Source organism: Streptoverticillium olivoreticuli subsp. olivoreticuli (genome assembly GCF_003391135.1).
Taxonomy (GTDB): domain Bacteria; phylum Actinomycetota; class Actinomycetes; order Streptomycetales; family Streptomycetaceae; genus Streptomyces; species Streptomyces blastmyceticus.
Window position 1 is genome coordinate 843,066 of the sequence record NZ_CP031455.1, and the last position, 15,436, is coordinate 858,501.

General features: G+C 72.4%; 4 protein-coding genes. All 4 read right to left on the minus strand.

What is annotated here, in order from left to right:
- Positions 1 to 46 precede the first annotated feature (46 nt).
- Complete coding sequence (locus DXZ73_RS03765) at positions 47 to 6,205, minus strand: beta-ketoacyl synthase N-terminal-like domain-containing protein (protein ID WP_116209608.1); 6,159 nt, start codon at positions 6,203 to 6,205, stop codon at positions 47 to 49.
- Complete coding sequence (locus tag DXZ73_RS40025; protein WP_116209609.1) at positions 6,195 to 12,338, minus strand: type I polyketide synthase; 6,144 nt, start codon at positions 12,336 to 12,338, stop codon at positions 6,195 to 6,197. Before DXZ73_RS40025 ends, DXZ73_RS03765 begins: the two co-directional genes overlap by 11 nt.
- 71 nt (positions 12,339 to 12,409) lie before the next feature.
- The gene (locus DXZ73_RS03775; protein ID WP_116209610.1) at positions 12,410 to 14,050 is read right to left on the minus strand and encodes a PfaD family polyunsaturated fatty acid/polyketide biosynthesis protein; all 1,641 of its coding nucleotides are present in this window, start codon (positions 14,048 to 14,050) and stop codon (positions 12,410 to 12,412) included.
- Positions 14,047 to 15,372, minus strand: coding sequence for a cytochrome P450 (locus tag DXZ73_RS03780; protein WP_116209611.1), 1,326 nt, complete (start codon positions 15,370 to 15,372; stop codon positions 14,047 to 14,049). The genes DXZ73_RS03775 and DXZ73_RS03780 overlap by 4 nt, the downstream gene beginning before the upstream one ends.
- Between the last annotated feature and the right edge of the window lie 64 nt (positions 15,373 to 15,436).

Genomic DNA, 15,436 nt, shown 5'->3' on the forward strand with positions numbered 1-15,436 from the left:
CTGTACGGGCGCTTGGAGGGGAGTGCTCCGCCATGCGCGCCCCGGCTCACGCCGGGTGCCCACGCCCCAGGCGCATGCCCAACCGTCGTACCCGGTAGATGCGGCGGTCGTCCACCCAAAGCCAGCCGTCGGCCAGCGCATACCGCCCCTGTGCGTCCTCGCCCTCCTCAACGATGTCGATGCCGACGGTGACCAGGCCGTCAGTGGGCACGACCTGGCCCCGATAGCGCCAGGTGAACTCCCCCGCCGTCAGCGGTTCGAGGGTGGCACTCGCGGCCGGGGCGTCGGAGGCCGTGTTCAGGAGGTGGAACTGCAGGAGCTGGGCCATGGCCTCCACGCCCAGGGAGCCGGGCTGGACCGGGTCCATGAAGAAGTGGGCCTTGAAGAACCACGCGCCGGGGTCGACCGGCTTCTCCGCTCGCAGTCTGCCCAGTCCGGCCGGGCCGGCGCCGGGCCAGTAGCCGGTGACGCGGTCCAGCATCCGCAGCATCCGGCCGGGCAGTCGAGGGCCGCCAGGGTCGCGGTCCACCGTGAGGTCGGCGCGGTATTCACTGGGCCGACTCCACTGAGCGCGTTCCTCGTCCTCGGAGGGAATCCCGGTCTGCCGGGCGAGCGCGGTCTGCGGGAAGAAGCCGAAGGTCGAGGTCAGGGTCATCAAGGGCGCCCCGTCGGCGGTGCAGTCGACGGTGAAGGAGACGATCGTGGTGTCCCCGTGTCGTGCTGAGCCGGTCAGCTCGACTCTGGTGCGCAGCGTTCGTACGCCCGGTCGTACGTTGGTGTGCAGCCTGCAAGTGCCGTCGAGGTTGCGGAAGACGAGCCGGGGGCCGGCGGCGATGGAGCGGTCGGTGGTGCGGACGGCGAGCCAGCCGCAGGGCTGCAGTGCCACTTCCATCAGGACGGCGTAGGGCATCACGGGGGTGCCGTTCTGCTCGAAGTACCAGACGTCCTGCGGTACGTCGTACTCGGCGACGATCGTGCTGCCCGGCCGTGGGTCGTCCAGGGTCGCGTCGATGGACGCGATCCGGCTCATGAAGTGGTAAGGCGGGCTCGGCAGGCGGATGACGGTAGCGGCCTTGTCCAGGACGGAGGCCGGGGGACCGAATGCCTGGCTGGGGCTTCCCCACGCGCAGGCGAGCAGGGAGGGGTAGCCGAAGGCGAAGCCGTTCTCCGTGGCCACCGGGCGGGGTTCGCGGTGGCCTGCGAGGCCGCCGAGCTGCCGGGGTTCGAGGTGTACGCCGGTGGTCTGTTCGCGGTGTGGTCCCAGGTGCTGCCAGTGCTCCAGCGGGGCGTCGCGCACCAGGCGCAGTGCCAGGTTCTGGCCGTGGAAGGCGTGGACGCCGTCCACGCTGACCATGACCTCGGCGTGGAGTTCGGGCTCGGGTCCGGCGCGCAGGCCGCCGACGTGGACCTCGTAGACCATGTGCCGGCTGGTGGGGGTGGCCTGGCCGCGGCAGCGGGACCGGCCGGTGATGCCGGGTACCGGCTCGAAGCGTGCTCCGTCGTGGTGGATGGTCAGTCCGAGCGCGGCCAGGTGGAAGGCCATGGCCTGCTGGGCGCCGTGCATCATCAGGGTGCCGGGCAGGACGGGGTCGTTCTTGAAGTGGCCCTCGAAGTACCAGGAGTCGGGGTGGATGCGGATTTCCGCTCGCAGGTATCCGCGGCCTTTTGCTCCTCCGGTCGGTTCGAAGGCGGTGACTTCGTCGATGAACAGGAGTCGGCCGCTGTCGATGCGGGGTGTCCGCACGTGGGAGCGGGTGGCCTTCCAGGCGGGCCCGAAGCAGTCGTAGGGCCTTCCGTCGGCGAAGGCCCGGACGGCCTCGGCGTCGAACCGCCGAGCGGTGGGGGGAGGGTCTACGGGGTCGAAGGGCAGGTCCGGGGAAATGGTCTCGCCCGGGGCCCATCGGATGCCGTCGGCCGCGGCGAGCTCGGCGTCGGTGAAGAATCCCGCCTGTCCATTGCGGAGGCTGACGATGAGCCGGTCACCGACGAAGCAGTCGTAGTGGAAGAAGAAGAGCCGGGTGCCGAGGTGTTCGGCGTGGCCATCGACATGGATCGCGTAGCGCAGGGTCTGTCCCAGGCCGGGCGCGGTGCCGTGGTAGGTGGCTTCGCAGCCGAGCAGGCGGTAGACACGTTCGCCCCGGTTGAGCAGATCGATGCCGAGCCAGCTGATCAGGAGCAGGTCGGCTTGTCCGGCTTCCATCAGGAGGGCGCCCGGGATGCGCCCGGTGGCGTCGAGGAACCAGCGGTCGGGAGTGAGGTCGGTCTCGGTCCAGATGGTGCCCGTTCCCATCGACCCCGGTTGGGCGTCGATTCCCGTGACGCGGTCGACCAGCAGGAGCGGCGGTCCCGGGAGCCTGGTCTGACGGCGGTAGTTGTCTTGGGGCGTGAACAGCGGTCCGAGGAGCGCGGAGACGGGGCCGTCCGCCAGCCGTTCCAGCTGGGCCCGGTCGAACTTCGGTCCGGGCAGCCCGGGTTGCCGAGACGGGGGTGGTGTGCCGGGCTGGTCGGGCGCGGTGCACGTCGGGCCGCCCGTCATCAGCTGCCGTCCGTGGAGGTAGCGCTGGTGCAAGGTGGCCTGCTCCGTGAGGTACTGCGTGTGGAGAACGGTGACCCTGGTCCGGTGCCGTGCGATGGCTGCGGCGCGGGCATCCACCGGCGGGACGGTCAGCGGCGCGGCTGACTGCTGCCCGGTCGAGGGAGGCTCGTGGCCCACCGAAGACAAGGCCGGTGCCGGCTCCAGCACGGTGACGAGACGGCCCGGCACGGGCAGCCGGACGGCGGGGGGATGTGCGGGCACACGCAACACCCGCATTACCGACGGCGCGTCGGTGTCCACCGGGCCGAGCCGGCGCAGTAGCGGTGCGGGGTCGCAGAGCCCGGCTGCCGCCAGGCGCTCCACCGACCGGCGCAGGCGGTGCTCGGCGCGCCCGCCGGGTTCGTCGAGCGCCACCGCCAGGTGTTCCCGCCCGTCGAGGATGCGGCTGATCCATTCGGTGCACAGGGAGCGGGGGCCGTGCTCGATGAAGACGCGGACGCCGTCGGCATAGGCCCGTTCGATCACCGCCGGGAAATCGACGGTCCCCAAGGCCTGTCCGGTGACAGCGTCAGCTGCGCTCTCCTGGGTCGGGAGGTACGGTTCGGCGGTGTCGCCGCGGTAGAAGCGGACGCCCGGGACCGGCGCGGTGGGCCGACAGTGCAACCTGTGCCACGCTTCGCGGACCATCTCAAGTTCCGGGGCATGAGCGGCGATGTCGTAGTCGAGCCGGATCGAGTCGTGGGGGAAGTGGTCCCGCACGACGGCGGCACAGGCGCGCTCCTCTCCGCCGATGACGCAGACACCGGGGGCGTTGATCGCCATCAGGTGCACGGCCGGCTCGTCGGCGACAACCTCCCGAACCCGCTCCACCTGTGCGGTGACAAGGTAGTTGCGCCAGCGGCGCCCGGTGATGCCCTTGTCCTGCCAGGCCCGGCGGATCGCCCGGAACTCACCCGCCACCTCGTGGGTGAACAGCGTGCTGCGCCGGGCGTCCTCGGCCAGGGCCGCGGCGTCGGGCCATGCTTCCAGGGCGACCAGCGCGGAGGTTTCCCCCGAGGAGTAGCCGATGGCCGCGTCGGGTCGCAGGCCGAGCACGTACCGGGTGATGATCGTGTGCAGGGCGGCGAGCCGAGTGGTGGCCCAGATCCTTCCGAGCACATCGGTGTCCGCGAAGTCCGGTGGCGGCCAGGGGGTACCACCGGTGTCGCAGCGCCGTCGGGCGGCTTCGGCGAGGTCCGGGAGGGCGAGCGTCAGCTCCCTGCCCATATTCGGGTAGGCGGCCGAGCCGTTGGTGTACACGAAGGCGACCTGGCCGTCGCGCCGGGCGGGCGCGGCGACCAGGCGGGCGGTGCGCAGCCGGACGCGCCGTTGCGGGCTCTCCAGGACCGGGACGACGGCCTCGGCCGTGCGCAGCCCTGCCGCGAGGTCGGCGAACCGCCCCGGCCGTGGTCGGACGTCGTAACGCAGGGCGGTGACGGCGGTCGCGACGGCCAGCAGGCCGCCGGCGGCGTGGGGGGTGCCGAACAGCGCGGAGTTGTCGCAGCAGTCCGTCGCGCCGTCCGGGGGAACTGTGCTCACCCGCAGGTCCGACGGGCCACCGCCGGTTTCGTCCAGGAGCGCCAGGACCGGTTCCCCCGCCCGCTGTGCGTCCGGCAGGCGTTTGAGGACGAGGACGACCGCGGCGTCTCCCGGTTCCCGGTCCACGCCGAGGTCCCGCAGGGCTGCCCGGTGCACGGGGTCGTGCGCGAGGTCGGCCGCTCCGACGATCACGGCGTCCGCCTCGTCCGCCCGCAGGAAGCGGGCAGCCAGGCCGAGGGCAGCGGTGCCGGAATCCTCCTCGGCCGATACGGTGAAGCCTGGTCCGCCCAGGTCGAGTTGGCTGTTGATGCGGTTGGCTACGATGTTCATCATCGCGCCCAACACCCCGGCCGCGGTGCCCGGAGGGGTGAAGGCGTCCGAGAGCCCGGTCGGCGGGCCGGGCGGCAGGGGCAGTCCGGAGCGCTCCCAGAGGGTGTCGATGCGCCGCCGCGCGACGTGTCGGCCCACCTGCGGGTCGACACCTGCCCCGATGACGACGGCCGTACGCAACGGCGGCAGGGTCACCCCACGGGCTGCCTCGCGCGCGGCGTCGAGGATCAGCAGTTGCTGGGGCAGGGTCTCCCGCAGGTCCACGGGCGGGAACCGCAGTCCCTCCAGGGCGAGTTCGACGGTGTCGCGCTGCTCCCGAGCCGACCGCCCCGTGCACACCGCGGTGACGAAGTCCTCGGTGCCACCGTCCCGCCCGACCCGCACGGCGAGCGCGACCACGGCGACGGGAACCTCCTGCGCCCGCACGGCCGGAACGGGAGGGGGCGGCGCGGCGTGTGCGTCCCAGGCGTCGAGGACGAGGTGGGCGTTGGTGCCGCCGAACCCGAACGCGCTCACCGCGGCCCTGCGCGGTCCGGGCCAGTCCTCGTGTTCCGTGAGCAACCGGAGGGGCCCGCCCTCGAGTGTCGTGGGGGTACCGTCGTGCGGGGGTGCCGGCCGCACGCCCGCTCCGAGCGCGGCGATCGCTTTGAGCACCGCCGCCGCACCCGCCGCGGTCAGCAGATGGCCGACGTTGGCCTTCACCGAACCGGCCGGCAGGGCGCGGCGGGCGGCGAAGACCCTCCCGGTCGAGCGGACCTCGACGGCGTCGCCGACGGTCGTTCCGGTGGCGTGGCACTCCAGCAGCCCCACGGACTCCGGCGGAACGCCCGCCGAGGCGTAGGCCGCGCGCATGGCGCGTTCCTGACCGTCGGCGTCAGGGGCGATCAGCCCGGAGGAACGGCCGTCGTTGCCGAGCCCGATGCCGCGCACCACCGCGAGCACCTGCCGCCCCTGGGCCAGGGCATCGGAGAGCCGCATGAGCGCGATCAGGGCGGCGCCCTCGGCCGGGACCAGTCCGTCGGCTTCCCGATGGAACGGCCGGCTGCGCCCGGTCGGGCTGAGTGCGCCCATCACCGCGAACCCACCGTGGATGAGCGGGATATCGCAACGGCTCACCGCGCCCGCCAGCATCAGGTCCGCCGACCCGTCGTGGAGCCGGTCGCAGGCGAGCTTGATGGCGTACAACGATGTGGCACACGCCGCGTCCAGGGCGTACGCGCCGCCCTCCAGCCCCAGTGCGCGGGCGGCGAGCAGGGACGGCAGTCCGGAGTTGAAGCGGTTGAAGGCGTGCGGACGGGGCGGAACCGATGCCAGCAGGGCGTCGCGTACCGGGGGCTCCTGGGCCGAGAGCCACACGTGCTCGGTGTGGCGGGCGGCGGCGGTCGAGGGGTAGGAGAGATTGCCGAGCACCAGGCCGACACGGGGCGTTGCGGTGGCGGGGTGCCCGGCCTCGACCAGGGCCTGCCGTCCTGCGTGCAGGACCCACTGGAAGAGGGGGTCCAGCCTCAGGATCTCCGAGGGGGCGAGGGTGTATCCGGTGGGGTCGAAGGCTTCCTCGAAGCCGCGGACGACCCCGCCGATGCCGGGGTTGGCGCGCCCCGGGTTGTCGGGCGCGGAGATCGTGGGCACCCCCCAGCGGTCCTGCGGGACCGGGCCGAGGCTGACCCGGCGGGCGGTGACGTTCCGCCAGAACGCCTCCGGGCTCAGCGCGTCGGGCAGGACGCAGCCCCGCCCCACGACGGCGATGGGTTCAAAGGACATCCGTGTCCCGCCTCCCGTCGTCCTCGTCCTCTCCCTGGAACGTGGGCGGTTTGTCCGGTCGTTGGATCAACTCGACATCGAGCAGGTCGGCGAACGGAGTGCCGTCCTGGTACGTCAGCCGCAGATGACACCGAGCGCGGGTGCCCTCGGTACGGACGGGCAGGACGGTGCAGGTGAGGGGGGACTGCGCGGGGCCCCGGCGGTGGCGGTGAAAAGCGCCGACGGCCATCGGGAAGGCGGCGTCTCCGTGGACTTCACGTGCCCAGAGCGCGGCGAGTTGCAGGGCACCGTCGAGGGCGGCCGGGTCGGTCTGCCAGCTGTCTCCTGGCCAGCCCAGCGCGGTCACGCCGGCGAGGGTGCCCCGGGCGCCGGCCGGGCCCATCCCCTCGATGCTCGCGAGCGCGCGCATCATCGGGCCGTGGAAGAGCAGGTGGTCGCCGTAGATCCCGCCCTGCTCCCAGGTCGGCAGGTCGATGGGCACGTCCGTAGCAGCGATCCAGGTTTCGCCCACCGGGTTGTCGTCCGCCTCGGCGCGTGCGCCGCAGTGCAGACGGTCCGTGGCCCAGCGCACCTCCACGTCCAGCGAGTCGTGCCTGTGTGCGTGGCTCGTGCCGTGGAGGGTGAACTCCTTGTCCTGATTCCCCGCTCCGTCCCAGGTGGCGGGTTGCAGCACCCGGACGTCTCGCAGCGTCAGGGCAGCGGCCCCGGGGATCCAGTTGTGAGCGGCCGCGAGGATCCATTCCAGGGTCTGGGCCAGGGGCAGGACCGTCCTGCCGTGGATGCTGTGGTGGGCCAGCTGTGGGTGGATCGCCGGGGTGATACGGGCCCGGGCGGGCTGAGCGTGCCGCAGGCCGGGTGGTGGAAGTGCGGTGGGGTGTTTCTCATGTGCGGAGCCCGGAGCAGGCGCAGCCATGAGGAGAACGCGGCTGTCCTCGCCCGAGTGGGTCATCTCCTCGACGAAGGCCTGTGCTCCGGCCGGAATGCTCAGCAGGGGCACTCCGGCCGACGCGAAGTGGTCCGCCAGTACGGGGGTGACCATGCCGCCCTGCCAGGGGCCCCATGCCAGGGCACTGACCCGGCAGCCGGGGCGGGCGGCCGCCTCGGCGGCGGCCACGTGGTCGAGCGTCTCGTTGGCCATCGCGTAGTCGCTCTGCCCCGGGTTGCCGAAACGGCCCGCCACGGACGAGAACAGGCAGATGAACCGCAGGGGGTCGGCCATTGTCGCGTCCAGGAGGGTGCGCAGCCCAGCTGTCTTGGTGCCGAAGACCTCGTCGAATTGTTGGTCGGTCTTGTCGGCGACGCGCTTGTCCGCCAGCACGCCGGCGCCGTGGACGATGCCGGTCACCGGTCCCCACTCGGTGCGGACGGAGTCCAGTGCGGCGCGGACGGCATCGGGGTCGCGGGTGTCGGCCGGGATGTAGCGCACGGGTGCGCCGGCCTCCTCGATCGCGGCGAGGGTCGCCCTGATCTCACGGACGGCGAGAATACGGCGGGCCTGCTGTGCGAGGGCGGCAGGCGCGTCGGCCGTGTTCCGCTCGGCGAGGGCCCGTACGAGGCCGGGTTCGTCCGCTTCGGACGGCAGTCCCGGTGGTTCTTCCGCCAGTTCGGTGCGGCCCAGCAGGGCGAGGTGCGGCTTGCGGGCCCGGGCGAGCGCGGTCACCGCGGCGGCGGTCACACCGCGAGCCCCGCCAGTGACGACGAGGACGTCGTCCGGGCCCGGGCCATCGGCCTCGGGGCCCGGCACCGGGAACGCTGCGGCCGGGACAGCCAGCGTGGTCACCCTGCTGCCGTCCGCGGGCAGCCCCACTTCCAACAGCGGCCCCCCATGGAGCAGTTCATCGACTACGGCATCGGCCACGGCCTGCGGTGAACGCCCGGAACGGGCGCAGTCGACGGCCTTGAGCACGGCCTTGGGCCATTCCCCGGCGAGCGTCCGGACAAGGGCCACCAGGCCGCCGAGCCAGGCCCGTTCACCGTGGCTTCCCCCCACACCGAAGTCGCCCCCGGTGTCCTGCACGGTGACGAAGACGCCGCCCTCTTCCGTGAAGCACGGGGCCACCAGGCGCGCAGCGATGAAGGCCTTGCGCTGGACGTCCAGCATGGCATCGCGGGTGAGGTCCTCGGCGAGACCGCCCAGAAGCAGTACCGCCCGCGTCCGAGGAGTGGGAGCATCGACCGTTTCGGCCGGTACTCCCCGCGCGTTCAGACGCTCGGCCACGAGGGCGGCGAGACCGGATCCTCCGTCGACCACCTGCAGAGGCGCTTCTCCCAACCCGGGCATTCCCAGCCCGCTCGGCGGTACGGGCACGGTGCGCAGCGTGTAACGCCCGAGAGTGGAGGAAGCCGGCCCTGCCGTCAGGGCAGGGCGGCCGGATGCCGACTCCTGTGCCTGCGGCAGGGCCGGCTCCGGGCCGTCAGCCAGGGACCTCAGTTTGTCGACGACCTGCCGGAGCGTCCGTAGGGAGACCAGTTCCGCGGGATCTCCCTGAGCCTCGGGCAACTCCCCCACGCGCTGGCGCAGCAGAGAGAGGATTTCCACGCGTTTGATGGAGTCGATGCCCAGCTCGGACTCCAGCTCCATGTCCAGATCGAGCATATCGACCGGATAACCCGTCCGTTCGGCCACCACCTCCAGCAAGGTCTCCTCGAGCCGGGCGAGGTCGAGCTCCACCGGAGACGGTGCGGGGGCGTACGCACCGGCGGGAGCGGTCACGAGTTCGGCTGCGGAGGGTGCCGGAACCATGATGTTCTCCGGCTGCCGAAGGACTGGTGCCTCGGTGCCGGACACATGGCCGACGTCACCGGTCTGTTGCGGCATCACGGCATCGGGAGAGCCGACGAGAGCCGCGAAGGACATCTCGGACATCTTCAGAAAGGCCATGTGGGCCTCGCTCACCGACCGCAGATAGACGGCATGGGCGTCGACGGTCTGACGCTGGGCCTCCTCGATCTCGGCCACCCGGCCGTCCTGCCCGGCGTCCGCGGGGAGGCCGTACCCGGCCGGGGCGGGCATCAAGGGTGGCGGCACGGTCGGTGCGGGCGGCATGGGTGACGCGGGTGGCATCAGCAGTGGGGGTGTGGGTGGCACGGAGGATACGGATGGTCCGGGTGGTACGGCCGGTTCAGGCGGAACCGCCGACGCGGGCGGTGCAGGTGGCACTGTCCGCGGCGGGGCTGTGATATCGCCCCCGGGAAACATCGCGGCCGAGTCGGCTCGGGCGGGTGCGTGCGGGCGTGTCAGCCAGGCTGCCCCCTCCAGCCCGGCTGCCGCCTGCGGCGGGTAGCGCCGCCCGAGGTTGCCGCCGTCGATCTGTACGGTCATGCCGCGCCGTCGCTTCTCCTCCGGGGGCCGGGGCAGGGCGTAGTGCCGCCAGTAGGGATCGAAGTCCAGAGCGATCCCATGGACGGCGAGGCGGGCCAGAGCCTCCTGGAACGCCGTCACCCCGTGAGTGCCACGGCGGTCGAGGGGGACGGCCAGGTGGGGGCGGTCGCCGAGGATCCGGTTCACGAGGCCGGTGAGGGTGGAGTCCGGTCCCGTCTCGACGAAGGTCCGTACCCCTGCCGCGTACATGGCCTCGATCTGGTCCACGAACCGCACGGGTTCGGCCAGATGACGGGCCAGACGGGTACGGATCCGCTCGGGGTCGTCGGGGTAGGGGGCGGCATCGGTGTTGGAGAAGACCTCCAGGTGGGGCGCCGTGACACCGATGCCGGTCAGGGTCCCGGCGAAGGGGTCGCGGGCGGCCGCGACGAGGGGGCTGTGGAAGGCGGCTGACGTGGCCAGCGGCATGGTGGCGATGCCGGACGCGGCCATCCGGCCGGCCACCGCCGCGATCGCTCCGGCCGTGCCGGAGACGACCGTCTGCCGGGGGGTGTTGAGGTTGGCGATCCACACGTCCGGCACATCGGCCTTCTCCAGGGCGTCACGGGTCTCGTGCTCCCCCGCCTGGACCATCAGCATCGCGCCTGGGGTCACCGCTGCGGCGGCGCGCATCGCCTCGCCCCGGCATCGGGCCAGGTGCATGAGCGTTTCCGCGTCGTAGGCGCCTGCCGCGTGCAGGGCGGTGAGCTCGCCGAGGCTGTGGCCTGCGACGCAGTCCGGTCGGAGGCCGAAGTCGTCCAGCAGGGCCAGGAGCGCGACGCTGTGCGCGGCGATGGCCGGTTGTGCCCACTCAGTGGCGGTGAGCAGCTCCTGCTGCGCGGCGCGTTGTTGCCGGGGCACGGGCGGCGGGAAGACCACGCGGTGCAGGGGCGTCCCGTCATGGCCGGGGCCACCGTGCGCGTCCCAGACCGCCAGTGCCTCGGGGTGGTGTGCCGCCAAGTCGCCGCCCATGCCCACGTACTGGGACCCCTGGCCGGGGAACAGGAGGGCGAGACGGCCCGGCTCGGCCGACCCCTTGCCGAAGTGCAGTTGCGGCGAGGAGGGGCTCTCCCCCGCACGCAGCGCGTCCGCGGCCCGGTCGAGGCGCTCGGCGAGTGCCGGGGCATCGGCGGCGATCACCGCGAGCCGCCGGTCGGCGCCGGGCCGGAAGCCTTCCTGGCTGCGGCGGGCCAGGGCGGCGAATCCGCGCTCCGCGGACGCGCTGTCGGCGTCCGCGGCCCGCCGCAGCTCCTCGATACTCTCGCGCAGGCCGTCGGCGGTGTCGGCGCCGAGGAGGAAGAGTTCGGTCGGGGCGGTGCGCAGCCGGGGCCGGGCTTCGGCGCCGTCCCGGCCGTTCCCGGACGGCAGGTGTTCCTCGAGCGTGACGTGGAAGTTGCTGCCGCCGAATCCGAAGCTGGAGACGGCCGCACGCCGTGGCGCCCCGGCGGCCGCGCGGACCCAGGGGCGGGTGACGCTGTTGAGATAGAACGGGCTGTTCTCCATCTCCAGGCCGGAATGGGGGCGCTCGGCCTTGATGGTCGGCGGCAGTACCTTGTGGTGCAGGGCGAGGACGGCCTTGAGCAGTCCGACCGCCCCTGCCGCGCATTTGGTATGACCGATCTGGGACTTGATCGATCCCAGCGCGCACCATTGCCGGTCGGCGCGGCCGGGCGTCTCGAAAACCTCCCGCAGGGCGGTGAACTCTGCCAGGTCACCCGCCTTGGTGCCGGTTCCGTGGGCCTCGACGAGTTCCACGCTGTCGGGTGTGTAGCCCGCCTCCTCGTAGGCCCGGCGCAGGGCCATGACCTGTCCTTGCGCCCTCGGTGCGTAGATCGCGGCGCCGCGTCCGTCCGAGGAGCTGCCCAGGCCGCGGATGACCGCGTACACGCCATCCCTGTCGCGTTCGGCGTCCGCCAGCCGCTTGAGCGCGAACATCACGACTGCTTCGCCGAGCATGGTGCCGTCGGCGTCCTCCGAGAAGGGGCGGCATTCCTGTGTCGGGGACAGTGCCGGGGTCGCGGTGAAGCAGCTGAACATGCCGATGTCGTTCGACACGTCGACGCCCCCGCCGATCACCAGGTCGGCGCGGCCGAGAGAGAGTTCGTCCAGTGCCGTGGACAGGGCGGCCAGCGAGCTGGCGCATGCCGCGTCCGTGGTGTGGTTCGTGCCGTGCAGGTCGAAGTGGCTCGCGATGCGCCCGGCGACGACGTTTCCGAGCAGGCCGGGAAAGGTGTCCTCGTCCTGGTCTCGGTAGTGCGCCGCGATCCGGTCGCTCACCGCCTGGGCCTCCGCCTCCGGCAGGCCGTGCTCGCGCAGGGCCTTGAGCCAGACCGGGCGCTGGGCGCGGGCGTTGGACTCCACGAGCAGGTTCAGTGCGGCCGCGCCGAGGATCACGGCGACCCGGTCGCCGGGCGGACGGACGGCACGGCCGTCGGCGGCATCCCGCAGGACCTGGTCGGCCACCAGCAGCGCCAGCAGTTGGGCGGTGTCCGTCGAGGCGAGGGTCTGCGGTGGGATGCCATAGGCCAAGGGGTCGAAGTCCACCTTGGGGAGGAACGCTCCTCGCCGGGTGTAGACCTTCTCCGGTGTGCCCGGTACGGGGTGGTAGTAGTCGTCGATCAGCCATCGGGTCGGGGGGATGTCCCGCATGAGGTCGCGGCGGTCGAGAATCAGCCGCCAGCTCTGCTCGACGTCGCGGGCGTCCGGCAGCAGGGCGCCGAGGCCGACGACCGCGACAGGCACTCTGCCGCCCGGAAGTGGCTCATCTGGCATGGTACGTCCTTCCGTTGCGGAGCGGGGCGGACAGTCGGGGCACACGGCGGGCTCTGCTGCGCCGGGCAGGTCTAGGCGAGCCGTCGGGGCCGGGGGACGAAGGCGGCCGCGGGGACGGGGACGCCGTAGCTGCGCAGTTGGTGGGCCCGGGTGATGACGGCCGCGCCCTCGAGGAAGTTCAGTGCGATCTGGACCACGTCGCGTCGGCCGGGTTCGGCCAGGAAGCTGTGCGCCGCCCAGCGGTTGAAGGCGCCCATGGCCGGCCCGCACCAGATCTGGTAGTCGGCGCGGCGCTCGGTCCGTCCCGAGACCGCCCAGCGGCTCGACATGCCCAGGTACCAGCGGAAGACCAGGGCCATGCGGTGCCGGGCGTCGCGCTCGGCCCGTGTCACCTGGGATGGGTCCCGTTCTTCCCAGAACCTCCGGGTCTCGTCCCACACGGTCCCGAAAGAGGTGCGCAGGACGTCCTGTTCGACCTTGGCCCGTTGCGAGGGAGGGACGTCGTCCCAGCTCTCGTAGTCCCTGTAGAGCTCGTAGAGCCGGGCCGAGCGCGGGGCGAAGAACGTGCCCCGGCTGAGGACCTGGAGCTTCACCCCCAGCTCGAACATGTCGGCGGCCGGTGCCATGGTCACGTCGGCGACGTCGGCCCGTGCGAGCATCCGCTTGGCGTCGTCCGACAGGCCCGCCTCTCGCGTGGCCTGGTTGACGGAGCCGGTGACCACGTACGCCGCGCCCAGTGCGAAGGCCGCGGCCACCGCGGTGGGTGTGCCCAGCCCACCCGCCGCCCCGACCCTGATGCCGCGGTCGTAGCCGTGCGCGACGGTGAGTTCGTCCCGCAGGGCCAGCATGGCCGGCAGGAGGACCGCCAGCGGCCGGTTGTCGGTGTGCCCGCCGCTGTCCGCCTCGACGGTGACGTCCTCCGCGACCGGCACCCGGGCCGCCAGCTCGGCCTCGGACGCGGTCAGCTGTCCCCGGTCCAGGAGAGCGCGCAGCAGGTGGGCGGGGGCGGGTGACATGAAGGGCCCCGCGACCTCGGGCCGCGACACCTTGGCGAACAGGCGCGCCCCGCGCAGGATCCGGCCCTGCGGACCACGGCGCAGCCCGCTGGCGGCGACACGGACCACCGCGGGGGTGAGGCCCATGAACGCCGAGGCGGAGACGGCCGGCACGCGGTGGCGCAACGCGATGTCGGCGACCCGTTCCTCCAGCGCGGGTTCGCCCGGTGAGTGGATCAGGTTGATGCCCCAGTTGGTGTGCCCCGCGAGCCCGGCGGCCAGGTCGGCCACCGCCTGTTCCACGCGTGCCGGATCCAGTCCGGCCGCGCCGAAGAAACCGAGCATGCCGGCCCGGGCCATGGCGGACACCATGGCCACGGTGGCGATGCCGTTGGCCATCTCCCCTGCGACGTAGGGGAATCGCACACCGTGCGCCTCGCCGAAGGAGCGGTCGCCGAGCCACTCCGGGTAGAGCGGTGGCAAGGTGCCCAGCAGAGGCAGCCCCTGCTGTCCGCCGACGGCCGGGGCCGTGGAACCACCGACGGCGACTCCGACACCCGGCGCGGCCGGGGCGCTCACAAGGTGGACGGTTTCCCTGACGCGGGCCGCCACCCCCAGGATCTCTTCCGGTGACCAGGCGGCGGGACGGTCGCCCGCGTACCACCGCGCGAGGGGGACGGCAGCGAGGGCGGCCCTGGACGGGCCGACGGTCGTCATGCCGTGTCCTGCGCGACGGGCGGAGCGGGGACTGCGACCGGCGATCCCCCTGCCGCCAGTCGCAGCGACGTGTGGTCGACGGTGCGGGGCAGCGGACGGCCGGGGCCGAGCCGGTGCGACGAGGACAGTCGCCAGTCGCAACGCAGCAGTTCGGTCAGCAGGGTGGCGCTGGTGAAAAGCACGAGGTTCCTGCCCGGGCACTCGGCGGGACCGCGGCTGAACGGTGCGATCGCCCAGTCCGCCTCGGCTCGCCCGTCGAGCCACACTTCGGGCTCGAACCGGTCGGCGTAGGACAGGCGCCGGGCGTCACGGTGGAAGTACGAGCTGCAGAAGATCACCGCCGTGCCCGCAGGGAGCGTCATGCCGCCCGGCCAGTGCGTCTCGACCGTGGTGTCACGCAGGAGGGCCAGGGACGTGGGCCACAGCCGCTGCGACTCCAGGACGCAGGCCTGGAGATACGCACGATCGGCGCGAGCCCTGGTCGCCTCCGCCGGACGGCCGACGAGGAGGCCGAGCGCGAGGTAGGCCCCGATCGGGGCGGCATCGAAAGCGAAGAACCAGTGCTGCATCTGGGCCACGGGCTTGACGTCGGCCGTGGCCGGGGTGTCGCACACCGCGCGGGCGAGGCCGCCCGGCTCGGGCAGGTCGAGATACCGCTGCGTGCGGGCGAACAGCTCCCTGCGCAGGGAGTGCCTTTTACGGTGCAGCATGAGCCAGTTGCCATCGCCGCGCAGCTTGTCCCGGAGCTCGGTGATGCGCTCGTCGTCGCGGGCGGCGTCACCGAACACGATCCGGCGCACGATGCGTTGGTACGCGGCGTGGAACCGCTTCCAGGTGAGCGTGCCGCCGGCCGACAGCGGCCGGGCCTCTTCCCGGATGGCTTCCCGGAAGATCCCGTGGAACCGGTGCTCGGCCGCGGGGTAGTCGAGCGCGGTCTCGTTGAACCTGCGCCGCCGGGCACGGGCGGCACCCGGAGTGATCAGCACGCCGTCCGGCTCGAAGTGGGAAAGGGCAGCCGATTTCTCCTTGTTGGCGGCTGTGAACGACGTGCCGGTCTCGCCCAGCACCCGGCGGACGTCCTCGACCGAGAGGAGGACGAGGCCCTGCCTGCCGGGGACACCGACCAGCACCGGCCCCGGACCGTAGCGCTCGCGCAGCCGGTCCAGGGACCGGCAGGCCCAGGCATTGGTGTCCAGTCCGGCCGCCAGCCGGACCGCAAGGGGACGGCGGATGATCACCCCTTGAGCGAGGTTGGGAACCAGACCGAGGGCGAACAATCGCGCGACATCCGACCAATTGGCCAGGGTGACTTCTTGGGCCATGGCTGAACCTCCCTATTCCGGCCAGCCTTGTGAGGAGGCTGCCCCGTGTTCTCGTCTCTGATGC

Coding starts and splice junctions, on each gene's coding strand:
- DXZ73_RS03765 (WP_116209608.1), bottom strand. CDS start 6,205: ATGTCCTTTGAACCCATCGCCGTCGTGGGGCGGGGCTGCGTCCTGCCC.
- DXZ73_RS40025 (WP_116209609.1), bottom strand. CDS start 12,338: ATGCCAGATGAGCCACTTCCGGGCGGCAGAGTGCCTGTCGCGGTCGTC.
- DXZ73_RS03775 (WP_116209610.1), bottom strand. CDS start 14,050: ATGACGACCGTCGGCCCGTCCAGGGCCGCCCTCGCTGCCGTCCCCCTC.
- DXZ73_RS03780 (WP_116209611.1), bottom strand. CDS start 15,372: ATGGCCCAAGAAGTCACCCTGGCCAATTGGTCGGATGTCGCGCGATTG.